This window comes from Telluria sp. ZB4P34 (assembly GCF_059686055.1).
Genome location: NZ_JCASIF010000008.1, coordinates 83,654 through 108,562, shown reverse-complemented (window position 1 = coordinate 108,562; position 24,909 = coordinate 83,654). Strand labels below are relative to the sequence as shown.

The window sequence follows — 24,909 nt, the reverse complement described above, 5'->3', positions numbered from 1 at the left end:
AGTTTGGTGTGCGTCATGTTGCAAGTGGACCAACCAATTATATGTCAACACTGTGGTAGTGCTGTCGCCGTTCTCAGCCCTGGACCGGTCAGGAGCAGGGTGATACCGTCATCGACAGGCTGAATGCCCGGTCGCTGTCACCGACCTTGACCGTAGCCGCTCCGCCGATACGGGCCAGCAGGCTAGGGGCGCTGACCGGCTCCTTGTTCTTGAAGAGCTTGCCGGTCAGCCAGACCTGCTCAGGCGAGTCTGCCTGGCGCACCGCTATCTCGAGGCGCTTTATGCGCACCGGGTCAAGGGCGCACCATTACTGCGGATTCCAGCCGCGGCCGGCGAACACCATGGCGCGGGTCGACAGGCGCTCGGCCTGCGCCCGGTCCATCTGCATGCCGCCAAAGCTGCGCGGCTGCCCGTCCTCGAGGCGGTTGCCGTATTCGCGCCAGCCGCCGACCAGCGGGTTCGGCGCCGGCTTGCGGTACCAGGCGTCAAGCGCGATGTGCGGGCCGACGCTGCTCTCGATGAAGGCCACGTTGTCCCAGGTATTGGCGGTACCCGGCGAGCGTGCGAAGTAGGTCGCGCCGTCGGGCGGCAGGTTGCCGGCCGGTCCGGGGCCGCGCGTCAGGCGCGAACGCAGGAAGACGAAGCCCGGGTCATCCTTGCCCACGGTGCGTGCCTGCACGATGTAGCCGCCGCTGTGCGGATTGGCGCTGTCGCCGACGGTGCGCAGTTCGCTCTCCTCGAACAGGGCGGCGCGGTTGTTCCCCCAGACGAAATCGACATTGCCTTCGATGAGCGACTTGTAGAACCAGGCGTAGCCATGCAGCTGCAGCGTGTCCTGCTCGCTGGAGAAGTGCGCGTTGCGCGCGACCAGGCGGCCGTTCTCGCTTCGGAAGAAGATCGTTTCGGCCTGGGCCGAGTGTCCGTCGCTGCGGCGGGTGCTGTTGTGCAGGGCGATGTCGCGGATCTCCAGCAGGTCGACGTCCTGCGCCAGGAACTGGGCGCGGCCGCCGTCGATGCCCGCGCTGCCCTCGGGCTGCCCGCTGCCCGAACCCGGATTGCGGGTCTCGCTGTTGGCGGCGCGGATGATGGTCGCCTGGCGGCTCTGGCCGCGCAGGGTGACATTGTCCTTGTCGACCAGGTAGAGCAGCTCCGGATAGACGCCGTCGCGCACGTTGACCGTGACCGCCTTGTCGCGCGGCAGCGACATGGCATGGTCGAGCGCGCCCTGCACGGTGCGGAAGTCGCTGCGCCCGGTCGTGTCCACGCTCACGCTGTCGCCTACCGGCCCATAGGGCGTGGTGCGGAAGGACCAGCGCGCTCCCTGGAAGCCCGGCACGCGCACCAGGCGTGCGTCGACAAGCGCTTCGTACTCGATACCGCGCTCCAGTGCCACCGGCATCCGCACGCGCAGTTCCTTGTCCTGCACGGTGACCGCATGGTGGCGCAGCAGGCGCTGGCGTCCCTGCGGGGCCAGCGCAATGATGGTTTCGCCTGGGCGGATGACCGCGACCAGGACCCGGTCGCGCTTGCGGTAGACGCGCACGCTGCCTTCCCCGGTAAGCACCGGCGCTTCGGCGAAGACCAGGCGCAGCGGCGTATCGGGCGGCACCCCGCGCTCGCCATTGGCCGGATGGGCGGTGGCGGAAGCGGGCAGGGTAGTGCGTCCCGGCGCGGAGAAGGGCGCGCCCACGTCCACCGTGAACACGGCTTGCGCCCACGGATCGTCCAGGCTGCGCACCGTCACCGTGGTGCTGCCTGCCGCGAGCGCGGCCAGGCGCAGGGCGCCGCCGGCCGCATCGGCCGCTTCGGCCGCTTCGGCCTTGACAATGCGCGGATCGGCGGAGACGGCGGCAATGCGCGCATTTCCGGCGCCGTCGACCCCGACCCGGACGGTTTCAGGCGCGTCGCCGGCCTGCAGCGCAATCCGGTCGGCGCCCACGTGCACGGTCACGCGCCCCGGCGGCGTGCCGGCCGGGCCGCCGCGCAGGTCGAGCAGCGTGTTTGCGCCGGCATCCCAGCTGACCGGCTGTACGGCAGGGAAGGGAGGCGCCACCAGCCAGGTGGCGCGGTCACCGTCCACCGAGACGTTCAGCAGGTTGCCCTGCGCCCCCGGTTCGGCCGCATGGCGCAGCACCACCGGCATGCCCGCCAGCCCCGCATTGCGGCGCACCTGCTTGATGCGCTTGACCTCGCCGCCGCGCGATTCCAGCAGTTCCACCACCCATACCTTGCGGTCTTCGCTGAGCTGCAGGCTGGCGCCTTGCCAGTCGCCATTCGCGTCCTGGCGCGCGCGCAGCAGGAAGGGACTGCCCGGGACCGGGACGAAGCGCGCCTCGGCATAGCCGTCCGCACCTGCCTGCAGGGGGCGCGGGCCGGCGTTCTCGCGCACGTGGCGCGCCACCTCGGCAGCCGGCAGGGCGGTGAAGCCGTAGGGCGCGCGCCAGCCGGCGTCGCCCCCGTGGGGGCAATCCGCCAGCGCCGCGCCGTTCAGGAGCGAGCCCGTGTCGCTGAAGATGCCCGGGCTCGAACCCGGATCGCGCACCACCTGCCTGCAGGCCGTGGCCCCGGCGATATCGAAGGCATTGGCATCCGAAATGATGCGCGAGGCGTGGGCGACGCCGACGCTGTAGCCGTGACCGTAAGTGGGATGCTTGCGGTCGCCGACGTAGTAGTTGTTCAGCAGGTGGACGTGGCCATAGCGCACCCGCGGGGCGCGCTCGGCGACGTGCTCGAACAGGTTGCCCTTGAGCGTGACGCGCAGGTGGCCCTGGTCCCCCAGGGCGCGATCGCTCGAGCCGATCAGGAGGTTCTTTTCGTGGAGCGCGAAATGGTTGTAGGTGACGCTGACGAAGTCCGATGCCTGGTTGATGTCGAGCGCACCGTCGTGGCACTGCTTCAGCTTGCCGTTCTCGACCAGCTGCTTGTCATCCGTGCCCGGGGCGTCGGTGAAGCTGTTGTGGTCGATCCAGACGTGGCGCGCGTTCGAGACCGTGATCGCGTCGAACAGCGAATTCCAGTTGCCCTTGCCATCCTGCGGATCCCAGCGCGGACTGACGTCGCAGGGATTGCGCAGCGCGAGGTTGCGGATGACCACCTGCGAAACATTGGCCACCGCCAGCGAGCCATTGATGAAACCGGCGCCGGGCGCTACCCCGATCAGCGTGGTGTTCGACGGAATGCGCAGCGTGCCGCGCCTGGCCTGGTCCTGGCTGTTGCTGTAGGCACGGCCTTCGCTCATGTCGATCGCCGCCGCCACGCGCACGATGCGCGCCGGCGCCGGCGCATCCAGGGCCGCCGCCAGCTGGGCGCGGTCGCGCACTGTGTAGACATGGGCCGGGCTGGCCAGGGCGCCGCCGCGGGTGCCGCCTTCCTGCGCGGCCCAGCCGTCGAAGGGCGCATGCTGGCGCTCGGCCGTGGGGATTGGGGTGGACGTCGTCGCCGGCCGGAACGGGGGCGGCGTCACCGGTGCGGCCACGGCGCCGGCCGCCGCCAGGGCCAGCAGGGCGAATGGCGCCTTCACCGGGCGCCCCGCATGGATACGGACAGCGCCGGCACCCTGCGCGCAAGTTCATTTGCCATGATGCCGGAAAAGCGCTCCGCGCCGAGCGGGCCGACATGGGTGTAGTCGAAGTTGTCGCCCGTGCGCGCCAGCTTGTCGGCTTCCCGCGGCCCCATGGCCTGGACCGCGGCCAGCGACAGCGCGTTCAGGTCGACCAGCGGCGTCTTCGACTTGCGGGCGAGGTCGCGCACCGCGCCGGCCCAGGGCGCCAGGTCGTTGTGCACGTAGCCGCCCTTGAAGCTGCGGCGCGTGAGCGGCGTCACCAGCACCGGCACGCCGCCCAGGGCGCGAGTTTCGTCCACGTAGCGCTGCATGTTGGCCGGGAATTCGGTCACGTAGTCGGTGGAGCGTCCCGGCTTGCCCGGCTGGTCGTTGTGGCCGAACTGGATCAGTACATAGGTCTTGCGAAAGCCTTCGCCCTTGCGCAGCAGGTCCATCACCTCGTCCCAGCGCTTTTCGGCGCGGAAGCTCCCCGAGCTGCGGCCGCCGCGCGCCAGGTTGTGGCAGGCTGTCTCCGGCGTAAAGCGCGCGCACAGGGCGTCGCCATAGCCGGTGGTGCTGGCCATGGTGGAGTCGCCCACCAGGATCACGCGGTCGGGCAGCGGGGCGGCATGGGCCTGGATGGCGAACAGCAGGGGAAGCGCGCTGGCGAGGGAAGGGACGAGACGTGGCATGGACAGGCTCCTAAGGGGGTTCGCCAGATTCTATTTTGGCCTGACCAATTTATCAAGCGGTCAGGCCGGAAATGCGCAACATACTGAATGGTGCGAAAAAAAGACAAGTAAGGAAGAGGTCTTGTCATAAGACATCATACAACTAGTCTTGATATATAATTCGCTTATCGCGTATCGGCCCCTTTATTCCATGATCCCCACGCAGCGCAAGCCCCGCAACCTCGCCCAGGGCGTCGTCGAACAGATCAGCAGCAGCATCCGCCAGGGATTGCTCAAGCCCGGCGAGAAGCTGCCGACCGAATCGTCGATGATGGCCCGGCACGGCGTGAGCCGCACCGTGGTGCGCGAAGCGATCTCGCACCTGCAGGCCTCGGGCCTGGTGCAGACGCGCCACGGCATCGGCACCTTCGTGCTGGAACGCCCGCAGTCCGGCCTGGGAATCGATGCCGAAAGCATCCTCACCCTGCGCGACGTGCTGTCGATCCTGGAGCTGCGCATCGGCGTCGAGACCGAAACGGCAGGCCTGGCGGCAGTGCGCCGCAGCGAAGAGCAGGTGCTGGAGCTGGGCGCGGCACTGGCCGAGATGCACGGGGCGATGGCGGTCGGCAGGTCGGCGGTGGAGGCCGACAAACGCTTCCACCTGCTCATCGCGCAGGCCACCGGTAACCGCTATTTCGAAGACATCCTGACCCAGCTCGGCAATGCCATCATCCCCCGTGCGCGCCTGAACACGGTGGAGCTGGAGCAGGACAAGCCGGCCAATTTCAACGAACGCGTCAGCCGCGAGCACGACGATATCTTCCGCGCCATCGAGCGCCGCGACCCGGAGGCCGCGCGCGCGGCCATGCGCACCCACCTGTCCAACAGCCGCGAACGGCTGGTGCAGGCGCAGCGCCGGATCGAGTCGATGGTGAATTAAAAAAATTCATAGTTTCCACTTGCGGGGTCATCAGTTCAGTTGTACGATGACATACAACTTAGCGCCGAATATGGCGCGTACGCGCACTCATACCATCACTTGTCCTGGAGACCCTGTAATGCAAGCACTCGAACTACAAAAAGTCCTGTCGCACGGCCTGCTGTCCTTCCCGATCACCGACTTCACCGCCGAACTCGAGTTCGACAAGGCCGGCTACCAGAAGCGTCTCGAATGGCTGGCGCCGTACGGCGCGACCGCGCTGTTCGCCGCCGGCGGCACCGGTGAGTACTTCTCGCTGCACGGCGAGGAATACGGCCAGATCGTCAAGACCGCGGTCGACACCTGCGCCGGCACCGGGGTCGCGATCCTGGCAGGCTGCGGCGGTCCGACCCGCGCCGCCATCGCCCACGCACAGGAAGCCGAGCGCCAGGGCGCCCAGGGCCTGCTGCTGCTGCCGCACTACCTGACCGAATCGAACCAGGACGGCCTGATCGCCCACGTCGAAGCGGTATGCCGCTCCGTGAAGATCGGCGTCGTGGTGTACAACCGTGCCGCCTGCCGCCTGACCCCGGACTCGCTGGCCAAGCTGGCCGACCGCAACCCGAACCTGATCGGCTTCAAGGACGGTATCGGCGACATCGAACTGATGGTCGCGATCTGGCGCAAGATGGGCGACCGTTTCAGCTACCTGGGCGGCCTGCCGACCGCGGAAGTCTATGCCGGCGCCTACAAGGCCCTCGGCACCCCGGTGTACTCCTCGGCCGTGTTCAACTTCGTGCCGCAGCTGGCGATGGACTTCTACCACGCCACGGCCGCCGGCGACACCGCCACCACCAACCGCCTGATCGACGAGTTCTTCCTGCCTTACCTGGAGATCCGCAACCGCAAGGGCGGCTACGCCGTCAGCATCGTCAAGGCCGGCGCCCGCCTGGTCGGCCATGGCGCCGGTCCGGTGCGTCCGCCGCTGACCGACCTGACCGCGGAAGAAGACCAGATGCTGCTGGCCCTGATCCAGAAGCAGAAGAACCCGGTGTAAGCCATGACGATCACTGGTGAAATGATCATCGGCAGCCAGCTGGTCCGCGGCAACGCGGGCGAGCAGCGCGCCTACAACCCGTCTACCCGCGCCGAGATCGAGCCGGCCTTCGGCCAGGCGTCGAGCACCGACGTCGAGCGTGCCTGCGAATTGGCGGACGCGGCCTTCGATCCCTACCGTGCCCTCCCGCTGGAGCAGCGCGCGCGCTTCCTGGAGGCGGTGGCCGAACAGATTCTGGCCATCGATTCGGCACTGATCGAACGCGCCCAGCAGGAAACCGGCCTGCCGCAAGCCCGCCTGGAAGGCGAGCGCATGCGCACCGTGAACCAGCTGCGCCTGTTCGCGAAAGTGGTGCGCGACGGCCGCTTTATCGGCGCGACGATCGACAGCGCGCTGCCGGAACGCACGCCGCCGCGTCCCGACCTGCGTCTGGCCAGGATCGGTCTCGGCCCGGTCGTGGTGTTCGGCGCCAGTAACTTCCCGCTGGCCTTCTCGGTCGCGGGCGGCGACACCGCCTCGGCGCTGGCCGCAGGCTGCCCGGTTATCGTGAAAGCCCATGGCGCCCACCTCGGCACCTCGGAACTGGTCGGCCGCGCCGTCCAGCGCGCCGCGATCGAATGCGGCATGCCGGAAGGCGTGTTCTCCATGGTCTTCGGCGACGGCCGTACCATCGGCCAGCAGCTGGTCGGCCACCCGGCCATCAAGGCGGTCGGCTTCACCGGTTCGCGTGGCGGCGGCACCGCGCTGATGCGCACCGCGGCCGCACGTCCCGAGCCGATCCCGGTCTACGCCGAGATGAGCAGCGTGAACCCGGTGTTCCTGCTGCCGGCCGCGCTGGAAGAGGGCGGCTCGCTACTTGCGAACGGCTTCGTCGATTCGCTGACGCTGGGCGTCGGCCAGTTCTGCACCAATCCCGGCCTGGTGTTTGCCGTGAATGGCCCGGCACTGGACACCTTCGTTGCAGCGGCTACCGCCGCGCTGGGAGCCAAGGGCGCGGGCACCATGCTCACCGCCGGCATCCACGAGGCCTACAACAGCGGCATCGCACGCTTCGGCGCCGCCAAGGGCCTGCGCCTGGTCGCCCAGGGCAGTACCGAGGGCACCGGCTGCGCCGCGCAAGCCGCACTGTACGAGGTCGACGCTGCGGACTTCATCGGCAACCCGGAACTGCAGGACGAGATCTTCGGGCCGGCGGCACTGGTGGTGCGTTTCGACAGCGCCGAGAAGATGCTGCAGGCCGCCGAGCAGTTGCACGGCCAGCTGACCGCGACCGTGCACGTCAAGCCGGCCGACCATCCACTGGCGGCAAAGCTGCTGCCGGTACTGGAACGCAAGGCGGGCCGTGTGCTGTTCAACGGGTTCCCGACCGGCGTCGAAGTGTCGCACGCGATGGTCCACGGCGGTCCGTTCCCGGCCACCAGCGACAGCCGCAGCACCTCGGTGGGCGCGAGCGCGATCGACCGGTTCCTGCGTCCGGTCTGCTACCAGAACGTGCCGGAGGGCTTGCTGCCGGAGGCGCTTCGCGACGACAATCCACTGCGCCTGGCGCGCGTGCTGGACGGCGACCTGAAACTCGCACAGTAAAGCCGGGGGCACGCAAGTGCCCCCATTTGCCGATCGATGTACCAGCCGGAGGAGACACCGGCTGTTTCGTTTGAAAAGAACTGATCCCATGAATCAGCAAGTCATGAGCGCCAATGCGAAGCAGGGCGCCGGGCAGGCCCCGCAACTCGCTTCGACGGTAGGCAAGTATCGCTGGACGATCTGCGCCCTGCTGTTCTTCGCCACCACCATCAACTACCTCGACCGCCAGGTCCTGAGCCTGCTCGCGCCGCTCCTTACCAAGGAATTCGGCTGGTCTAACACTGACTACGCCAACATCACGGCGGTCTTCCAGTTCGTGTACGCCATCTCGATGCTGTTCGCCGGCCGCGTGATCGACCGCCTGGGCACCAAGCGCGCCTTCGTCCTCGCCATTGTGGTCTGGTCGATCGGCGCCATCGCGCACGCCTATGCGATCGGCATCGGCACCGCCGTCAACAGCGTCTTCACCACCCTCGGCCTGGCCGCTGTGCCGGTCTCGATCGTGGGCTTCATGGTCGGGCGCGCGGTGCTGGCGATCGGCGAAGCAGGGAACTTCCCGGCGGCGATCAAGGCCACCGCCGAATACTTCCCCAAGCGCGAGCGCTCCTTCGCCACCGGCATCTTCAATTCCGGCGCCAACGTCGGCGCGATCCTGGCGCCCTTGACGGTGCCGCTGATGGCTGAATACTGGGGCTGGCAGGCCGCCTTCATCGTGGTCGGCGCCATCGGTTTCCTGTGGATGGGTATCTGGATCTGGCTGTACGACACGCCCGATCGCCAGAAGCGCCTCAGCGCAGGCGAGCTGGCCTACATCAACAGCGACAGCGCCCCCGCGGACGCCAACCCGGCCGCTGCCGCGGACAAGCCGAAAGCTTCCTGGTTCAAGCTGCTCGGCTACCGCCAGACCTGGGCCTTCGCCTTCGGCAAGTTCATGACCGACGGCGTCTGGTGGTTCTTCCTGTTCTGGCTGCCGAAGTACATGTCGGCGCAGTACGGCCTGACCGGTCCGGAGATGGTCGTGCCGCTGGCGGTCCTGTACAGCATGACGATGGTGGGCAGTATCGGCGGCGGCTGGCTGCCGACCTGGTTCATCGACCGCGGCCACAGCATCTACCAGGGCCGCATGCGCGCCATGTTCACCATCGCCCTGTTCCCGCTGGTCGTGCTCCTGGCCCAGCCGCTCGGCTACCTCGGCTTCTGGATTCCGGTGATCCTGATCGGCATCGGCGCCTCGGCGCACCAGGCCTGGTCGGCCAACCTGTTCACCACCGTGTCGGACATGTTCCCGAAACACAGCGTCGGTTCGGTGGTCGGCATCGGCGGCATGGCCGGCGGCATGGGCGGCGTGCTGCTCACCAAGCTCGGCGGCTGGCTGTTCGACCATTACGGCGCCCAGGGCCACCTCGAGACCGGCTACCTGATCATGTTCTCGATCTGCGCGCTGGCCTACATCGTCGCCTGGCTGGTGATGAAGGCCCTGGTGCCGTCCCACCGCGAGATCACCGACCTGTGACGGCCATGGAGATCACACCTATCGAGGGCGTGCACTGCGCCACCGGCGAAAGCCCGACCTGGAACGCCGCCGAGGAAGCCTGGTACTGGGTCGATATTCCGGCGCGCCGCGTCTGGCGCCTCGACCACGCGAGCGGCGCGGTGCGCCACTGGGAGGCACCGGAAATGGTGGCCTGCGTGGCCGGCGCCGCCGACGGCAGCCTGGTGGCCGGCATGGAAACCGGCATCTTCCGGCTGGTGCTGGGCGAGGACGGCAACGAGCCTGGCAAACTCGAGGCCACGCGCCTTGCGACCCCGCCCGGCGCCGAACTGGGCGAAGGCATGCGTTTCAACGACGGCCGCTGCGACCGCCAGGGCCGCTTCTGGAGCGGCACCATGTTCATGGACATGGGCGCGGCGCGCGCGGTCGGCGGCCTGTATCGCTACAGCCTGGACGGCGGCCTGCATGGCCCGGTGGTGCGCGACATGCTGACCCAGAACGGCCTGGCCTGGTCGCCCGACGGCCGCACCATGTACCTGTCGGATTCGCACCCGCAGCGCCGCATGGTATGGGCCTTCGACTACGACGTCGACACCGGCATCCCGCACGGCCAGCGCGTCTTCCTCGACCTGAACGGTCAGAAGGGCCGCCCGGACGGCGCCGCGGTCGACGCCGACGGCTGCTACTGGACCTGCGCCAACGATGGCGGCGTGGTGCAGCGCTTCACCCCGGACGGACGGCTGGACCGCGAGATCGCCCTGCCGATGGCCAAGCCCTCGATGTGCGCCTTCGGCGGTCCGCGGCTCGACACCCTGCTGGTGACCTCGATCGACCCGGGCACGGGCGGCGCGGCCGGCGCGGTGCTGCTGCTGCGCCCGGGCGTGCAGGGAATTGCCGAAACCCCGTTCGGCGCCTGCCGGGCGTAGGGTGGTCGGCGAAGCCGACCACCCTACGAGATCGACTTTTCGGCTGCAAGGTATTAAGCTGTTTGCGATTTCGTGAACGGTTCGAAGATGTCTGGTAACGGTAATGATCTGATCAAGCTGCGGCTGCCCCCGCTGCCGACCCTGGCGGCTACGCCTGAAGAGGAAGCCGCCCGCCGCCAGGTGCAGGAAGAACGCGACGCGGCCGTGCGCGGCGTCGCCTCGATTCCCGCCATGCGCGATGCCATCAGGCGCGCGGCGCGCGCACTCCCTGCGCTAGCCGAAGTCGCGCGTACCGGTCCCCTGAATGCCGCGGCCTTCCATGCACGCGCCGTGCAGGGACTGCCTTTCCTGATGACCGGGCTGGTCGCGCGCTGGCCGCTGTGCGGCCTCTCCCCCCAGGTGCTGAGCGACCGCTACAGCGCGCTGCGGGTGCGCGCCCGCACCGGCGACTACATCAACAATGCCTTCCGCGCCGACCGCCCGATGCAGGACATGTCGATGCGCGACTACCTGGACCTGGTGGCCTGCGGCAGCGGCAGCTTGCCGCCGCCCTACGTCGGCAATCTCGAACTGCGCGAGCTGAACAGCCTGTGCCACTGGCCAAGCTACTTCCGCAAGATGGGCCCGCCGCGTTTCTGGCTCGGGCCCACCGGCACGGTGACGCCGCTGCATTGCGACTTCGACGACAACATCTTCGCCCAGATCTGGGGTACCAAGCGCATCTTCCTGGCGCCGCCCCATCATGACGAATTCCTCTACGTGCGCGAGGCCAACCCGGTGCTGTTCGCCTCTCCGGTCGACCCGGAGGCGCCGGACTTCGGGCGCTTCCCGCTGGCGCGCGAGGCGAACCTGGTCGAGTGCATCGTCCGGCCGGGCGAGCTGCTGTACGTGCCGGCCGGCTGGTACCACCAGGTGCGGGCGCTGAGTTTCTCGCTGTCGTCGAACCGCTGGGCGCGCGGGATCCCGCTGGCGCTGCACGACAATCCGCCAGTACCAAGCGTGGATAACCTCCCCCCGAGGTAAACGCGCTGAATCTCGACTACTGGTCTAGTGCATCATCCGCGCGTACTGGGTGAAATGCTCGGCGCTCAGCGCGCGCTGGTACAGGAAGCCCTGGTAGATGAAGCAGCCGGCGTCCGACAGGAACTGGCGCTGGCCCGGCGTCTCCACGCCTTCGGCAATCACCTGCAGCCCCAGGCTGTCGCCCAGCGCGATGATCGAGCGCACGATGGAAGCATCGTTCTGGTCGGTGAGGACGTCGCGCATGAATGACCCGTCGATCTTGAGCTGGTCGAGCGGCAGCTTGCGCAGGTAGGCCAGCGACGAATAGCCGGTGCCGAAGTCGTCCAGCGAAAAACTGATGCCGCGCCGCTTGAGCATGCCCATCGTGTGGGCGGTCTGGGCAAAGTCGCGCACCACCAGGCTTTCGGTCAGTTCGAGCTTGAGGCTGGACGGCTGCACCCCCGTTTCCTCGAACAGGCCGTGCAGCATCGGCACGAAGTCCGGCTCGATGAACTGGCTGGCGCTGACGTTGACCGACATCGTCAGCGCGGCCGTGTCGGGAAAGCGCTGCCAGCGCGCCAGTTCGGCGCAGGCGGTGCGCAATACCCAGCGCCCGATATCGATGATCTGGCCGCTGTCCTCGGCAGCCTGGATGAATTCCGCCGGATACAGCAGGCGGCCGTCCGGAAGGCGCCAGCGCAGCAGCGCTTCGGCGCCGATCACGCGGCTGCTGCGATCCAGCTGCGGCTGGTAGTGCAGCACGAATTCGCCCTCGCGCAGGGCGCGCCGCAGCGCCCGTTCCAGCTCGGCCCGGGCCGACCATGCGGCCTGCACGTCGGGGTCGTGGAAACGGTAGGTGTTGCGTCCGCAGGCCTTGGCCTGGTACATCGCGGCGTCGGCCTGCCGCAGCGCAGATTCGACCGTATCCACGGTGCCGCACAGCGTGGCCACCCCGACGCTGACCGAGACCGCATACATCATCTCGGCCAGCTGGAACGGCGCCGCCATCGCGGCCACCACCTTGGCCGCCACCGTTTCGGCCTGGGCCGCCGCCCCTTCGCGCGTATCTTCCACCGGCTGAATCAGGATCACGAATTCGTCGCCGCCCAGGCGCGCCACCATGTCGGCTTCGCGCACGCAGTGTTCGAGGCGGCGCGCCACGGCCTGGAGCAGCATGTCGCCCGCCGCATGGCCCTGGGAATCGTTCAGGTACTTGAAGTTGTCGAGGTCGCAGAACATCAGGGCGCCGAACTTGCGCGTACGCGCGCTGCCCAGCAGGGCGCGGCGCAGGTGGTCGAGCAGGCTGGCGCGGTTCGGCAGGTCGGTGAGCGGATCGAAGAAGGCAAGGCGGTAGATCCTGGCCTCGTGGTGCTTGCGTTCGCTGATGTCGGTGCTGATGACCAGGATCTTCTGCGGTGCGCCGCTTTCCCGGTCGGGCGCCAGCAGCGTCCAGCGGGTGTCGATCTCGATGGAGACGCCGTCGCGCCGCAGGTGCGACAGCTCGCCGCTCCACTCGCCCTTGGCGAGCGTGGTTTGGTAGGCGGCCTCGTAGGCCGGCAGGCTCTCGCACAGCAGTTCGCAGAAGCGCTTTCCGCGTGCCTCGGCGGCGCTCCAGCCGTAGAGCCGTTCGGCGCCGTTGTTCCAGTAGGTGATGCGCGAATGCAGGTCCATCGCAATGATGGCGTCGCGCGCCTGCTGCAGGTAGGAGGCCTGCTCCTGCGCCAGCAGGTCGGCGTCGTGCAGCCGGGTGTAGTCGAACAGGAAGCCTTCCAGCACCCGGCCGCCGCCCGACGGCGGCGCAGCGCCCTGTTCGTAGATCCATTTCAGCGCGCCGTTCGCGCAGCGGATGCGGTAGGTCAGCTGGAAGCTCAGTCCCTGCTGCAGGGCCGTGGCGATACGGTTTTCGACCAGGGGCCGGTCTTCGGGAAGGATCAGGCTGGCGAAGCTGATGCCGGGCCGCGCCAGGAAGGCGGCGGGAGGATGGCCGGTGAGCTGTTCGACGCCGGCGCTGACGAATTCCATCGTCCACTTGCCGTCGTTGCGGCAACGGTAGGCCGCACCCGGCAGGTTCTGGAGCAGCAGCTCGAGCGACAGGACATGCGCGTCGGCACCATGCACGTTGGCGACATACGCGTTGGCGACATACGCGTTCGCGACGTGCGCGTCGGCGACAGCAGGTGATTGCGGTCCCTCAGGGGCGCTCATGCAGCCTCTCGCGATGGTCCAAACTGGATTGGTCGTGTTATGCGACTTGGATAACTATCCTAACGCAAATGTGCAATGTATTTACGAAGCACGATTGAAAATCGAAAAGAAAATTGCAGAAAAGACACAACCCTGCAGGAAAGCGCGCCGCCGGGCAGCGGCGCGCCCGGGGGATCAGAACGCGGCGATGCCGGTCTGTGCGCGGCCGAGGATCAGCGCATGGATGTCGTGGGTGCCTTCATAGGTGTTGACCACCTCGAGGTTGACCATGTGGCGCACAATGCCGAACTCGTCCGAAATGCCATTACCGCCGAGCATGTCGCGTGCGGTGCGGGCGACATCGAGCGCCTTGCCGCAGGAATTGCGTTTCATGATCGAGGTGATCTCGACCGCGGCCGTGCCTTCGTCCTTCATGCGGCCCAGGCGCAGGCAGCCCTGCAGGCCGAGGGTGATCTCGGTCTGCATATCGGCCAGCTTCTTCTGCACCAGCTGGTTGGCGGCGAGCGGCTTGCCGAACTGCTTGCGGTCCAGCACATACTGGCGCGCGGTATGCCAGCAGTCCTCGGCCGCGCCCAGCGCACCCCAGGCGATGCCGTAGCGTGCCGAATTCAGGCAGGTGAACGGACCCTTCAGTCCGCGTACGTCCGGGAAGGCGTTTTCTTCCGGGCAGAACACTTCGTCCATGACGATCTCGCCCGTGACTGAAGCGCGCAGGCCGAACTTGCCGTGGATCGCCGGTGCGCTCAGGCCCTTCCAGCCTTTTTCCAGCACGAAGCCGCGGATCGCGCCTTCGTCGTCCTTGGCCCAGACCACGAACACGTCGGCCACCGGCGAATTGGTGATCCACATCTTGGAACCGGTGAGCGAATAGCCGCCCTCGACCTTGCGGGCGCGGGTCACCATCGAACCGGGGTCGGAACCGTGGTTCGGCTCGGTCAGGCCGAAGCAGCCGATCCATTCGCCGGTGGCCAGCTTGGGCAGGTACTTCTGTTTGGTTTCCTCATTGCCGAATTCAAAGATCGGCACCATGACCAGCGAGGACTGCACGCTCATCATCGAGCGGTAGCCGGAGTCCACGCGCTCGACCTCGCGCGCGATCAGGCCGTAGGCGACGTAGTTCAGGCCCGGGCCGCCGTACTGTTCCGGAATGGTCGGGCCGAGCAGGCCGAGTTCGCCCATTTCGCGGAAGATCGACGTGTCCATGCGCTCGTGGCGGAAGGCCTCGAGGATGCGCGGCTGCAGCTTGTCCTGGCAGTAGCTCGCCGCGGCGTCGCGCACCATGCGCTCTTCGTCGGTCAGCTGGCTGTTCAGCAGCAGGGGGTCGTCCCAGTGGAAGGCGGCTTTGCGGGGCGAATCGGAATGGCTCATGGATCTTCCTGTCTCGATGGGTTGTTCTTACAATGACGCGGCGCGCACCCGTCCCTGGGCCACGCCATAGCCCGATCATTATAGGAACGACCCGGCGCCGCATCTTTTGAATCTGCGACAGCCATTTTCATTTTTGCTCGGCTGGCAATGCCGATCCGCTTTATTGCGTAAACGACACGGTATGCGCCAGGCCGGCGTTGCGCAGGCGCACCATGTCCCTGGTCGGGGCCGAGCCGAAATGGCGCGCATATTCGCGGCTGAACTGCGAGGGGCTGGCATAGCCGACACGCTGGCAGGCCAGGCCCGCATCCATGCCGGCCGACAGCATCAGGCGGCGTGCTTCCTGCAGGCGCAAGGTCTTCTGGAATTGCAGCGGGCTCATCGACGTGAGCGACTTGAAGTGTTCATGCAGGGACGAGGGGCTCATGTGCGCCAGCTCGGCCATGTCGCCGATGCGGATCGGCTGGTCGTAGTGACGGCGGATCCACGCCACCACCTTGCCGATGCGGTGCGACTCGGCGCGGCCGAGCTGGGCCAGGCGCGCGCCGAAGGGACCGCGCAGCAGGCGCAGCATGATCTCCTCGATGGCCAGCGGGGCCAGCAGGGCGGCATCCTCGGGCTGGCCGGCCAGCGCCATCAGCCGCGCCGCGGCGTCGATGATCGCCTCGCCCGCCTGCGCCACGTAGACCGCGCGCCGCGCCGTATCGCCGCCGTGCACTGCCGGCACACCGTCCGGATACACCTTCAGGATCAGTTCCGCCAGCCGCTCCAGGTCGAAGTCGAGCCGGAACGACAGATAGGGCGCCGCCACGCTGGCCTGGCGGATCATGGCGGCGATCGGCAAGTCCAGCGAAAAGATCATCATGCGCGATGGATCGTACTCGTAAGACTCGTCGCCCAGCATGACGGTCTTCGCGCCCTGCGCGACGATGCACAGGGCAGGGCGGTGCAGGCCGTGGACCAGCTCGGCGCTGGTGGTCGAGGCGCGGATCGCATGCACGCCCGGGATGCAGGTCTCGAACGAGCCGTCCTGCGGCGCGTTGGCCACGAGCAGCCGCGCCAGCCGCGCCAGCGCGGGCACGGCGGGGCTGTCGGGCGGCCGGGCCGCCTGGGCGCCGGCGAGGAGGGGGAGCTGGTCGGGCGAGTTCATGGCCTTGTCGATCGCAGGATACCACCAGTCCAGGTGCGGCTGCTCAGGCGGCGTGGTCCGTCGAACGCGACAGCTCGGCCATGGCGTTCATTTCGGTAAGCCGCGCGTCGATTTCCGCGTGCGCCATGGCCAGCGCATCGCTGCCGGCCAGGAAATGCTGCGGCGGATGCGCCATGCCGGCCAGCTCGACCACGGCAGCGCCGAGCTTGGCCGGATCGCCCAGCTGCTTGCCATGGTAGGCGCCGTAGGCATTCTCGACCGAGCCATGGACGGCGTAATCCTCGATCACTTTCTGGCCGTAGCGGACCGAGCTCTGGTCAAGGAAGTCGGTGCGGAAGAAGCCCGGCTCGACGGTGGTCAGCGCGATGCCGAACTTGGCCAGTTCCAGCGACAGCGAAGACGACAGGCCTTCGATGGCATACTTGGTGGCGCAATACACCGAGGCGCCGTCGAATCCGGCACGACCGGCGATCGAGGCGATGTTGATGACGTGGCCGGCACGCTGCGCCCGCAGGACCGGCAGGGCCGCACGCAGCACGTGCATGACGCCGAAGACGTTGACGTTGAACTGATGCTGGATTTCTTGCGGCGACAGTTCCTCGAAGTTGCCCAGCAGGCCGTAGGCGGCATTGTTGACGAGCACATCGATGCGGCTGAAGCGGGCCAGGGCTGCCTCGATCGCCGTGGGGGCCTGCGCTTCCCGGGCAACGTCGAGCTCGACCAGCGCGATGCGTGCCGGATCGGCCGCCGCGAAGGTGGATTGCAGTTGTGCAAGGCTGCGGGCGGCGGCCACGACGCGGTCGCCGGCGGCAAGGGCTGCGTGGGCGATTTCCGCACCGATGCCGCGGCCGGCGCCCGTGATGAACCAGACTTTGGACATGTTCTCTTCTCCATGAATTGCCAGGCGCCGCACGATGCGGCGTCAAGGTGAAGAGATGGTAGGGCGGGAGCTGCCTTCGGACTTGCCTGATACTCCGGAGAGCTGGCGCGATCCTCGCCAGCTGCAAACCTGAAGAGCTGGCGCGATCCTCGCCAGCTGCACCCTGACGGCGATCAGCCGGTCGCGCCGAATCGTCCGCTGTGGAACAGCAGGGCCGATTGCGGATGCACGGCGCACTCCTCGACTTCGCCGACGAAGATGACGTGGTCGCCTTCCGGATAGCGGCTGCGGTTGTGGCATTCGAACCAGGCCGAGACGCCCTTCAGGATCGGCAGGCCGGTGCGCGACAGTTCGTAGTCGACGCCCTCGAAGGGATTCTCGGTGCGGCGCGAGAAGCGCAGCGCCAGTTCCTGCTGGCCGGCGGCCAGCACGTTGATGACGTAATGCGAGTTGCCGCTGAAGATGGGCAGGCTGTTGGCGCCGGCGCCCAGGCTCCACAGGACGAGCGGAGGCTCGAGCGAGACCGAGTTGAAGGAACTGGCGGTGAGCCCGCGGAACGAGCCGTCGGCAAGACGCGTGGTGATGACGGTGACACCGGTAGCGAATTGCGACAGGGCATGGCGAAAATGCGCCGAATCGAAGCCGCGCGTCGTGGCGCGGGGAGCACGTGTATTCATTGAACGCCATTATGCCACTGTCGGGCCCCCGGCCGCTTCCGCGACCAAAGCGCACTGCACGCACCTCTGCTTTGCGTTACATTAAGAACTATCAAAACTGACGACATCAAGGTGTGCGATGAGCGAGCAAACAGCGAATGAAATAGCCATCCTGGGTGGAGGATGCTTCTGGTGCGTGGAGGCGGTCTACCTGGAAGCGCGTGGCGTGACGCGCGTGGAATCGGGCTACATGGGCGGCCACGTGGACAAACCAAGCTACGAGCAAGTGTGCGCTGGCACCACCGGCCATGCCGAAGTGGTGCGCGTGGAGTTTGACCCCTCGGTGATCAGCTACCGCGACATCCTCGAGATCTTCTTCACCATCCATGACCCGACCACGCCCGACCGCCAGGGCAACGATGTCGGCCCACAATATCGTTCGGTAATCTTCACGAACTCGCCGGAGCAGGAGTCGACCGCGCGCCAGGTGATGGCCGAGATGGCGGCGGTGTGGGACGCGCCCATCGTGACCCAGCTGCTGCCGCAGGAAACCTGGTACAAGGCCGAGGACTATCACCAGAATTACTTCGCGCAGCATCCGCTGCAGGGCTACTGCGCCTTCGTGGTGGCGCCGAAGGTGGCGAAGTTTCGCAAGACCTTTTCCGCGCGTTTGAAGTAGGGCGCTCGGCTTGCCGACCGCGCGGTGGTAGTTTGCCCTTGCAATGCCGTGCCCGCTGATCTTGCCGATTGCTGAACGCGCCGTCGGCAGGCGTGGTCAGCGGTACATGTAGCTGCGCGACCAGGGCAGTCGCGCCACATCGCCTTCCGCCTTCCCGCACACGATCTGGTACAGGCTGATGCGGCCATGGGCGAAGGCATACGCGCAGCCGGCCAGGTAGAGGTGCCAGATGCGGAAACGCTTTTCGTCCGTCAGCGTCCGGATGTGCTCCGCATTGTTCTCGACATTGTCGGTCCAGATCGCGCAGGTGCGGGCGTAATGGCGGCGCAGGTTTTCCACGTCGCGCACTTCCAGGCCGCCTTCCTGCATGGCCCGCACCACGGTGGACAGGTGCGCCAGTTCGCCATGCGGGAACACGTACTGGCCGATGAAGGCGCCGCCGCCGTAGGGCGTGGCGCTGTTGTCGACATTGCTGGTCGTGATCCCGTGGTTCATCGCGACGCCGTCGGGCGCGAGCAGCCGGTTCACGCGTAAGAAGTAGGCGGGCAGCTGCTGCACGCCAACGTGCTCGAACATCCCCACGCTGGTGATGCGGTCGAACTGCCCGTCGACGTCGCGGTAGTCTTGCAGGCGGATCTCGACCTGCCCGCACAAGCCGGCGCGCGCAACCCGCTCGCGCGCCAGGGCCGCCTGGTTTTCCGACAGGGTGACGCCGATGCAGCGCGCGCCGAATGCCTGCGCGGCGCGCAGCACCAGGGCGCCCCAGCCGCAGCCGATGTCGAGCAGCAGCTGGCCGGGGCGCAGGTCGATCTTGCGCAGGACGTGGTCGATCTTCTTTTGCTGGGCGGTGGCGAGGTCCTCGCCGCCGTTCTCGAAGTAGGCGCAGGAATACACCATGGCCGGGTCGAGCCAGGCCGCGTAGAAGTCGTTGGAGACGTCGTAGTGGTAGCGGATCGCTTCGGCGTCGGTCTCGCGCGTATGGGGCGCAAGACGGTCGCCGAGACGGAGCATCCGGCCCAGGCGGCTGCGTCCCTTGTCCAGGCAGGCGGCCAGGGCGTTGCCGACGTTGATGATATCGGCGGCCCGCCCCTTGATGTCGATCGCGCCCTCGACATAGGCGCGGCCGAGGCTGTAGAGCGAGGGCGAGCGCAGGTAGCGCAGGGCGGCGCGGTCGGGCACCCGGATGGTGACGCGCGGCGACGGGTCGCCCGGGGGTGCGCCCGCTATCGCGCCCGGCGTCGCGGAGGAAAACTCGAGTTGCCGGCCATCCCACAGTTCCACCCGCAGGGGCAGGGACAGCTTGTCACGCAGGCCTGCGTTCCAGGCGGACAACACCATTTGCTCGAACACGGCGCACCTCCGGCTGTGCAAGCCGGTGCGCCGCGCACGATGCGACCTGCGCGGCGTCCGGCCTAGGGTTGCAAACGCTGGCGCGTCCAGCTGCCGTCTTCCCGCCGCTCGTAGACGATGCGGTCGTGGAAGCGGGAGCGGCGCCCCTGCCAGAATTCCAGGCGCTCGGGCACGAGGCGGAAACCGCCCCAGTTGCCTGGACGCGCCGGATCTTCACCCGCCTGCCGTGCCACGGCCTCGTAGTTCTGTTCCAGCTCGGCACGGCTGCCGATGGGAGCGCTTTGCTGCGAGGCAATGGCCGACAGGCGGCTCTTGAGCGGCCGGCTGCGGAAATACCGGTCGCTTTCCTCGCCCGATGTACGCTCTACTCGTCCTTCGACGCGAACCTGACGTTCGAGTTCGCTCCAAAAGAACAACAGCGCTGCGTATTGATTGTCCTCTAACTCCTGGCCTTTGCGGCTGTCGTAGTTGGTGTACCAGGTAAAGCCGCGTTCGTCGAACTGCTTGACCAGCACGATGCGCGAACTCGGACGGCCGTTGGCAGCGACGGTGGCCACCGACATGGCGTTCGGCTCGTTCACCTCGGCCTTCAGGGCCTGCTCGAACCACTGGGTAAACTGGAGCATCGGGTCATCCATCACATCGGACTCGTTCAGGCTGGCCTGGCCGTAGTCCTTGCGCAGGTCGGCGACGGCCTGGCCGATCGACGGGGCAGACGCGGCTCCTTCCGCGGGTTCACCCGCAGCTTGGGCGATCCCGCGGCGCACCTGCATCGCCCGGCCCAGTTGCGCCATCTGCCCAGGGCTGAACAGGCGCAGCGCCATCGGCGCCATCGTGCCTTCCTCGCGCTCCATGTGCGCAAGGTAGCGCTGGCAGAAGCGCTGCACGGCGCTGGCCGACAGCGTCGCCGCATGCCCCTCGGCGATGGCGGTCAATTGCTCGTGCAAGTCCTGCCACAGTGCGTCCATGTCCTTGTGGTCCTGCAGGATCACCGGCGCCAGCGCCTGCAGCGTGGCCGCGTCCTCGCCATGGGCCACGGCGCGCAGCATCGGGATCAGGTCCTGCTCCTCGTCGTCGTGGTGCAGGTGGGCCGCCTTCTCGAAGTAGTTCAGCACCGCTTGCGCGGCCTGGCGCGCCTGTTCGTCGGCGCCGAATTCCGGCAGGTGGGCGAGCAGCTTGTCGAGGGTCGCCAGCTGCTTGCGGATGCGGTTGTGGCAATGCTTGAGGACGGCGATCGGCTGGTCGAAGTCGGGGGCGGTGTCGTGGAGGTTCAGGGTCATGGGTGTTTTGTTGACACACGAGAAGAATTTGATTGACTAGGAGCTATTTTAGTGCAGATGCGCAAGCGAGGTCCGTTAAAATGGCGGGATGAACCTGACTGCCACCCCTACGCTCGCCGCTACCTTTGACGACGAAGTCGATTTTGCACGCCGCTTCGGCGGGATTGCGCGCCTCTACGGCGAGCGTGCGCTCGAACGCTTCCGTGGGGCGCACGTTTGCGTGATCGGCGTCGGCGGCGTCGGGTCCTGGATCGTCGAGGCGCTGGCGCGCAGCGCGGTCGGCCACCTGACCCTGATCGACCTCGACAACGTGGCCGAATCGAACATCAACCGCCAGTTGCAGGCGCTCACCTCGACCATCGGCATGCCGAAGATCGAGGCCCTGAAGGAGCGCATCGCGCAGATCAACCCGTTCTGCAAGGTCACCCTGGTCGAGGACTTCATCGATCCGGACAACATCGAGAGCATGATCGCCAACAAGGGTTTTGATTACGTGGTCGACGCCATCGACGGCGTCAAATCGAAGGCAGCCTTGATCGCGTATTGCAGCGCCAACAAGCTGCCCCTGATCGTCATCGGCGGCGCGGGCGGCCAGACCGACCCCACGAAAATCGAAGTGCGCGACCTGGCCCGCACCGAGCAGGAGCCGCTGCTGAAAAAGGTGCGCAAGATCCTGCGCGCGCGGTACGGTTTCGCCAAGGGCGAAAAGAACAAGTACCACATCGACGCCGTGTTCTCGATGGAACCGCTGCGCTACCCGGAAACGGGCGACGCCTGCACGCTCGACCCGAACAGCGTCACCGGCCTGAACTGCGCCGGCTTCGGATCGAGCATGGTCGTCACCGCGACCTTCGGCATGGTGGCGGCCGGCCACCTGCTGCGCAAGCTGGCGGACGCCGCAGACGCGGACGTCGCGAACGCGAACGTCGCGGACGCGGACGTCGCGAACGCGGAGCCGGTGGATGCCGCCGCCGAGACTGTTACGACTGTTACTCAAGAGCAAACTGTGCAAGCGGAAGAGGCCTTGCTATCATAGGATCAGTTACGGGCATCCGTGCCCTTATTGATCACTTTGATGGAAGAGCCCACATGATCCGTCGTACCGCATTCGCAGCACTGCTGCTGGCCGCTGCCGCCGGCGCCGCCGCCCAGGACACCGCCGCCCAGCAACAGGACGCGTCCAAGCCCACCACCCAGCCCGCGCCCGAGCAGCAGACCGTGCCGCAGGCGACCCAGCCCGAGGCCGCCCAACCGGCGCCGCAGGTCCAGGCGCCTCCGGCTCCGCCGGCGCCGCAGGTCGAGATCATCGACCGGGTGGTCGGCAAGGGCCGTGAAGCCACCCCGGGCGCCACGGTGTTGGTGCACTACACCGGCTGGCTGCACAAGCCGCTGGCGCCCAAGCAGCGCGGCAAGAAGTTCGACTCCTCGCTCGACCGCGGCGATCCGCTCGAGTTCCAGCTGGGCGCCGGCCGCGTCATCAAGGGCTGGGAGCAGGGCGTGGCTGGCATGAAGATCGGCGGCAAGCGCACCCTGGTCATCCCGAGCGCGCTGGCCTACGGTCCGCGCGGCGCCGGCGGCATGATCCCGCCCGATGCCGACCTGATTTTCGATGTCGAACTGGTGAACATCAAATAAAGTCTAATAGCGCCTGACAAAACCACCAGGGCAAGGCGCATCGCCGCTGCGGCGGACCGCGAGCCAGTACGCCAGTACGGCGAGACGATGCAACGCCGCCATGGTGGGAATTGTCAGGGGCGTCACTTAATCGGAGACCGGCATGCGCATCGCGAATGATGTTACTGAACTCATCGGCAACACCCCACTCGTACGGATCCGCAGGCTGGCCCCGACCGCGGCTGCCGAGATCGTCGGCAAGCTCGAGTACCACAATCCCGCACACAGCGTGAAAGACCGCATCGGCCTGGCCATGATCGAAGCGGCCGAGCGGGCCGGGCTGATCAAGCCCGACACGATCATCGTCGAACCCACCAGCGGCAACACCGGCATCGCGCTCGCGATGGTGTGCGCCGCGCGCGGCTACCGCTGCCGGCTGGTGATGCCGGAAACCATGAGCAACGAGCGGCGCATGCTGCTGCGCGCCTATGGGGCCGAGCTGGTGCTCACGCCCGGCAGCGAAGGCATGCTGGGTGCGATCCGCCGCGCCGAGGAACTGGTGGCCTCCGACCCGAATTGCTTCATGCCGCAGCAATTCAACAACCCGGCCAACCCCGAGATCCACCGCAACACCACGGCCGAGGAAATCTGGCGCGACACCGACGGCCGGGTCGACATCCTGGTGGCCGGCGTCGGCACCGGCGGCACCATCACGGGCGTGAGCGAAGTCCTGAAGGCGCGCAAGCCGGGCTTCCAGACCATTGCCGTGGAACCGGAAGCCTCGCCGATGCTGTCGAAAGGGAGCAAGGGACCGCACCCGATCCAGGGCATCGGCGCCGGCTTCGTGCCGGCCGTGCTCAATACCGGCGTCTACGACGAAGTGATCACCGTGAAGAACGAGGATGCCTTCGAGACCGCGCGCGCGGCGGCCCGCGAAGAAGGGCTGCTGGTCGGCATTTCGTCAGGGGCTGCGCTGTGGGCGGCGATGCAGGTGGCGCAGCGGCCGGAGAATGCGGGGAAGCTGATCGTGACGATCATTCCCTCGTTCGGGGAACGGTATTTGAGTACGGCGCTGTACGCGAACCTGGCTGGCTAAGCGAGCGTTGTCACTGCGCCCGGGCCTTGGCGGGAATCCAGCTTCGTATCGTCTTTCAGCTTGAATCGCACTCAGTGCGCATGCGCTTGATGATGGTCATGATCGTGCCCATGATCATGACCCTCCAGCGCACAGTCATGATGCGTCGTTCCTTCCTCCACCTGCAGCGTGCAATGGTGGATCCCGAAGTCGCTCCGCAGCTTGGCCACCATCCCGTCCAGCACCCGGTCTCCCGGATACCCGCCCGGCATCACCACGTGGGCCGTCAGCGCGTTCTCGGTGGTGCTCATGGCCCAGATGTGCAGGTCGTGCACTTCCTTCACGCCCGGCTGGCCGCACAGGAAACCGCGCACGGCGCCCGCATCCACGCCGGGCGGCACCGCCGCCATCGACAGCAGCACCGATTCGCGCAGCAACGACCAGGTGCCGAGCACGATCACCACCACGATCGCCAGGCTCACCGCCGGGTCGATCCAGGTCCAGCCGGTGCCCATGATGGCCAGCCCCGAGATCACCACGCCCAGCGACAGCGCGGCATCGGCGGCCATGTGCAGGTAGGCGCCGCGCAGGTTCAGGTCGCCCTTGCTGCCGGCCATGAACAGCCAGGCCGAGAAGCCGTTGATCACGACGCCGATCGCCGCGACGATCGCCACCGTCATGCCCTGCACGGGCGCCGGTTCGGTGAAGCGCTGCACGGCTTCCCACGCGATGGCGCCGCAGGCCACCATCAGCAGCAGGCCGTTGGCCAGCGCCGCCAGGATCGACGAACCGCGCAGGCCATAGGTGTAGCGTCCCGTCGGCGCGCTCTTCGCCAGCACCGCCGCGCCCCAGGCCAGCATGAGGCCGAGCACGTCGGACAGGTTGTGGCCGGCGTCCGCCATCAGGGCGGTGGAGTGGGCGATGAAGCCGTAGACGAATTCGATCGCCACGAACAGCGCGTTGACGCCGATCGCCAGGGCAAACGCGCGCCCGTTGCCGGCCGGGTCGGGCATGTGGTGATGGTGGTGGCCGAAACCGTGATGGTGACCGTGGTCGTGGCCGTGGTCATGGTCGTGGTGATCGTGACCATGGTGGTCGTGTGCGTGCGTGGTGCTCATGCGTCCATTCCGTTGGCTGGTTCGGCGATGTGTTCGAACATGTTGGCAAGCAGGCCGCTGATGTGGGCGTCGGCAGCCGAGTAGAAGACCTGCTTGCCGTGGCGCTCGGCCTTGACGATGCGTGCGGCGCGCAGCAGGCGCAGGTGGTGGCTGACCAGCGAACTGGACAGGTCGAGCGAGGCGGCGATGTCGCCCACCGCGGTCGGCTGGGCCAGGCAGGCCAGCACGATGCGCAGGCGGGTGGCGTCGCCGAGCAGGTGGAACAGGTCGGCCAGTTCCTCGACAGCGCCGGCGGCGTGTTCGAATTCGGATGGAGTTGTCATATTCAATATGTGAAGATTT

At 67.2% G+C, this 24,909-nt stretch carries 21 protein-coding genes; 10 read left to right on the top strand and 11 right to left on the bottom strand.

Annotated features, from left to right (window positions below; translation table 11 throughout):
• Positions 1 to 307: 307 nt before the first annotated feature.
• Both AC56KL_RS14765 and AC56KL_RS14760 read right to left on the bottom strand, forming a co-directional pair.
• Positions 308 to 3,520: a pectinesterase family protein gene (locus AC56KL_RS14765; protein ID WP_497180912.1), complete on the bottom strand. Its 3,213-nt coding sequence runs from the start codon at positions 3,518 to 3,520 to the stop codon at positions 308 to 310.
• Complete coding sequence (locus tag AC56KL_RS14760; RefSeq protein ID WP_497180911.1) at positions 3,517 to 4,233, bottom strand: rhamnogalacturonan acetylesterase; 717 nt, start codon at positions 4,231 to 4,233, stop codon at positions 3,517 to 3,519. The genes AC56KL_RS14765 and AC56KL_RS14760 overlap by 4 nt, the downstream gene beginning before the upstream one ends.
• 190 nt (positions 4,234 to 4,423) lie before the next feature.
• Here AC56KL_RS14760 and AC56KL_RS14755 point away from each other — a divergent pair, with 190 nt between their 5' ends.
• The 6 genes from AC56KL_RS14755 to AC56KL_RS14730 all read left to right on the top strand — a co-directional run bounded on the left by AC56KL_RS14755 (position 4,424) and on the right by AC56KL_RS14730 (position 11,213).
• Entirely contained in the window at positions 4,424 to 5,152 is a 729-nt protein-coding gene (locus AC56KL_RS14755) for a FadR/GntR family transcriptional regulator (RefSeq protein ID WP_497180910.1), read from the top strand.
• 118 nt (positions 5,153 to 5,270) lie between these two features.
• Entirely contained in the window at positions 5,271 to 6,188 is a 918-nt protein-coding gene (kdgD, locus tag AC56KL_RS14750; RefSeq protein ID WP_497180909.1) for a 5-dehydro-4-deoxyglucarate dehydratase, read from the top strand.
• A gap of 3 nt (positions 6,189 to 6,191) precedes the next feature.
• A complete protein-coding gene (locus AC56KL_RS14745; RefSeq protein WP_497180908.1) occupies positions 6,192 to 7,772 on the top strand; it encodes an aldehyde dehydrogenase (NADP(+)) in 1,581 nt (526 codons plus the stop codon).
• An 88-nt stretch (positions 7,773 to 7,860) separates the two neighbouring features.
• A complete protein-coding gene (locus tag AC56KL_RS14740; RefSeq protein ID WP_497180907.1) occupies positions 7,861 to 9,285 on the top strand; it encodes an MFS transporter in 1,425 nt (474 codons plus the stop codon).
• Positions 9,286 to 9,290: 5 nt separating this feature from the next.
• Positions 9,291 to 10,190, top strand: coding sequence for an SMP-30/gluconolactonase/LRE family protein (locus AC56KL_RS14735; RefSeq protein ID WP_497180906.1), 900 nt, complete (start codon positions 9,291 to 9,293; stop codon positions 10,188 to 10,190).
• A gap of 87 nt (positions 10,191 to 10,277) precedes the next feature.
• Positions 10,278 to 11,213: a cupin-like domain-containing protein gene (locus AC56KL_RS14730; protein ID WP_497180905.1), complete on the top strand. Its 936-nt coding sequence runs from the start codon at positions 10,278 to 10,280 to the stop codon at positions 11,211 to 11,213.
• Positions 11,214 to 11,237: 24 nt separating this feature from the next.
• Here AC56KL_RS14730 and AC56KL_RS14725 read toward each other — a convergent pair whose 3' ends face one another.
• The 5 genes from AC56KL_RS14725 to AC56KL_RS14705 all read right to left on the bottom strand — a co-directional run bounded on the left by AC56KL_RS14725 (position 11,238) and on the right by AC56KL_RS14705 (position 17,472).
• The gene (locus AC56KL_RS14725; RefSeq protein WP_497180904.1) at positions 11,238 to 13,397 is read right to left on the bottom strand and encodes a putative bifunctional diguanylate cyclase/phosphodiesterase; all 2,160 of its coding nucleotides are present in this window, start codon (positions 13,395 to 13,397) and stop codon (positions 11,238 to 11,240) included.
• Positions 13,398 to 13,571: 174 nt separating this feature from the next.
• Positions 13,572 to 14,765, bottom strand: coding sequence for an acyl-CoA dehydrogenase (locus tag AC56KL_RS14720; protein ID WP_497180903.1), 1,194 nt, complete (start codon positions 14,763 to 14,765; stop codon positions 13,572 to 13,574).
• Between the two features lie 160 nt (positions 14,766 to 14,925).
• A complete protein-coding gene (locus AC56KL_RS14715; RefSeq protein WP_497180902.1) occupies positions 14,926 to 15,915 on the bottom strand; it encodes an AraC family transcriptional regulator in 990 nt (329 codons plus the stop codon).
• A gap of 43 nt (positions 15,916 to 15,958) precedes the next feature.
• Positions 15,959 to 16,795 (bottom strand): SDR family NAD(P)-dependent oxidoreductase, encoded by an 837-nt coding sequence (locus AC56KL_RS14710; RefSeq protein ID WP_497180901.1) that lies wholly within the window; start codon positions 16,793 to 16,795, stop codon positions 15,959 to 15,961.
• Between the two features lie 173 nt (positions 16,796 to 16,968).
• Positions 16,969 to 17,472: a flavin reductase family protein gene (locus AC56KL_RS14705; RefSeq protein WP_497180900.1), complete on the bottom strand. Its 504-nt coding sequence runs from the start codon at positions 17,470 to 17,472 to the stop codon at positions 16,969 to 16,971.
• Positions 17,473 to 17,590: 118 nt separating this feature from the next.
• Between AC56KL_RS14705 and msrA the strand changes: the two genes are divergently transcribed.
• Complete coding sequence (gene msrA, locus AC56KL_RS14700; RefSeq protein WP_497180899.1) at positions 17,591 to 18,130, top strand: peptide-methionine (S)-S-oxide reductase MsrA; 540 nt, start codon at positions 17,591 to 17,593, stop codon at positions 18,128 to 18,130.
• A gap of 96 nt (positions 18,131 to 18,226) precedes the next feature.
• Here msrA and AC56KL_RS14695 read toward each other — a convergent pair whose 3' ends face one another.
• Together AC56KL_RS14695 and pdxH are read right to left on the bottom strand one after the other, a co-directional pair.
• Entirely contained in the window at positions 18,227 to 19,480 is a 1,254-nt protein-coding gene (locus AC56KL_RS14695; RefSeq protein ID WP_497180898.1) for a class I SAM-dependent methyltransferase, read from the bottom strand.
• 62 nt (positions 19,481 to 19,542) lie between these two features.
• A complete protein-coding gene (pdxH, locus tag AC56KL_RS14690) occupies positions 19,543 to 20,760 on the bottom strand; it encodes a pyridoxamine 5'-phosphate oxidase (protein ID WP_497180897.1) in 1,218 nt (405 codons plus the stop codon).
• An 88-nt stretch (positions 20,761 to 20,848) separates the two neighbouring features.
• Here pdxH and tcdA point away from each other — a divergent pair, with 88 nt between their 5' ends.
• The 3 genes from tcdA to cysK all read left to right on the top strand — a co-directional run bounded on the left by tcdA (position 20,849) and on the right by cysK (position 23,470).
• On the top strand, positions 20,849 to 21,796 hold the full coding sequence (tcdA, locus tag AC56KL_RS14685; RefSeq protein ID WP_497180896.1) for a tRNA cyclic N6-threonylcarbamoyladenosine(37) synthase TcdA: 948 nt from the start codon (positions 20,849 to 20,851) through the stop codon (positions 21,794 to 21,796).
• Between the two features lie 53 nt (positions 21,797 to 21,849).
• Positions 21,850 to 22,395 (top strand): FKBP-type peptidyl-prolyl cis-trans isomerase, encoded by a 546-nt coding sequence (locus AC56KL_RS14680; protein ID WP_497180895.1) that lies wholly within the window; start codon positions 21,850 to 21,852, stop codon positions 22,393 to 22,395.
• 142 nt (positions 22,396 to 22,537) lie between these two features.
• Complete coding sequence (gene cysK / locus AC56KL_RS14675) at positions 22,538 to 23,470, top strand: cysteine synthase A (protein ID WP_497180894.1); 933 nt, start codon at positions 22,538 to 22,540, stop codon at positions 23,468 to 23,470.
• Between the two features lie 71 nt (positions 23,471 to 23,541).
• Here cysK and AC56KL_RS14670 read toward each other — a convergent pair whose 3' ends face one another.
• Positions 23,542 to 24,567, bottom strand: a complete 1,026-nt coding sequence (locus AC56KL_RS14670; RefSeq protein ID WP_497180893.1) for a cation diffusion facilitator family transporter — start codon at positions 24,565 to 24,567, stop codon at positions 23,542 to 23,544.
• A complete protein-coding gene (locus tag AC56KL_RS14665; protein WP_497180892.1) occupies positions 24,564 to 24,890 on the bottom strand; it encodes an ArsR/SmtB family transcription factor in 327 nt (108 codons plus the stop codon). The genes AC56KL_RS14670 and AC56KL_RS14665 overlap by 4 nt, the downstream gene beginning before the upstream one ends.
• Between the last annotated feature and the right edge of the window lie 19 nt (positions 24,891 to 24,909).

What these genes read in the sequence shown, in the direction of transcription:
- AC56KL_RS14760 (WP_497180911.1), bottom strand. Translation starts at nt 4,233, where the DNA reads ATGCCACGTCTCGTCCCTTCCCTCGCCAGCGCGCTTCCCCTGCTGTTC.
- AC56KL_RS14755 (WP_497180910.1), top strand. Translation starts at nt 4,424, where the DNA reads ATGATCCCCACGCAGCGCAAGCCCCGCAACCTCGCCCAGGGCGTCGTC.
- kdgD (WP_497180909.1), top strand. Translation starts at nt 5,271, where the DNA reads ATGCAAGCACTCGAACTACAAAAAGTCCTGTCGCACGGCCTGCTGTCC.
- AC56KL_RS14745 (WP_497180908.1), top strand. Translation starts at nt 6,192, where the DNA reads ATGACGATCACTGGTGAAATGATCATCGGCAGCCAGCTGGTCCGCGGC.
- AC56KL_RS14740 (WP_497180907.1), top strand. Translation starts at nt 7,861, where the DNA reads ATGAATCAGCAAGTCATGAGCGCCAATGCGAAGCAGGGCGCCGGGCAG.
- AC56KL_RS14735 (WP_497180906.1), top strand. Translation starts at nt 9,291, where the DNA reads ATGGAGATCACACCTATCGAGGGCGTGCACTGCGCCACCGGCGAAAGC.
- AC56KL_RS14730 (WP_497180905.1), top strand. Translation starts at nt 10,278, where the DNA reads ATGTCTGGTAACGGTAATGATCTGATCAAGCTGCGGCTGCCCCCGCTG.
- AC56KL_RS14725 (WP_497180904.1), bottom strand. Translation starts at nt 13,397, where the DNA reads ATGAGCGCCCCTGAGGGACCGCAATCACCTGCTGTCGCCGACGCGCAC.
- AC56KL_RS14720 (WP_497180903.1), bottom strand. Translation starts at nt 14,765, where the DNA reads ATGAGCCATTCCGATTCGCCCCGCAAAGCCGCCTTCCACTGGGACGAC.
- AC56KL_RS14715 (WP_497180902.1), bottom strand. Translation starts at nt 15,915, where the DNA reads ATGAACTCGCCCGACCAGCTCCCCCTCCTCGCCGGCGCCCAGGCGGCC.
- AC56KL_RS14710 (WP_497180901.1), bottom strand. Translation starts at nt 16,795, where the DNA reads ATGTCCAAAGTCTGGTTCATCACGGGCGCCGGCCGCGGCATCGGTGCG.
- AC56KL_RS14705 (WP_497180900.1), bottom strand. Translation starts at nt 17,472, where the DNA reads ATGAATACACGTGCTCCCCGCGCCACGACGCGCGGCTTCGATTCGGCG.
- msrA (WP_497180899.1), top strand. Translation starts at nt 17,591, where the DNA reads ATGAGCGAGCAAACAGCGAATGAAATAGCCATCCTGGGTGGAGGATGC.
- pdxH (WP_497180897.1), bottom strand. Translation starts at nt 20,760, where the DNA reads ATGACCCTGAACCTCCACGACACCGCCCCCGACTTCGACCAGCCGATC.
- tcdA (WP_497180896.1), top strand. Translation starts at nt 20,849, where the DNA reads ATGAACCTGACTGCCACCCCTACGCTCGCCGCTACCTTTGACGACGAA.
- AC56KL_RS14680 (WP_497180895.1), top strand. Translation starts at nt 21,850, where the DNA reads ATGATCCGTCGTACCGCATTCGCAGCACTGCTGCTGGCCGCTGCCGCC.
- cysK (WP_497180894.1), top strand. Translation starts at nt 22,538, where the DNA reads ATGCGCATCGCGAATGATGTTACTGAACTCATCGGCAACACCCCACTC.
- AC56KL_RS14670 (WP_497180893.1), bottom strand. Translation starts at nt 24,567, where the DNA reads ATGAGCACCACGCACGCACACGACCACCATGGTCACGATCACCACGAC.
- AC56KL_RS14665 (WP_497180892.1), bottom strand. Translation starts at nt 24,890, where the DNA reads ATGACAACTCCATCCGAATTCGAACACGCCGCCGGCGCTGTCGAGGAA.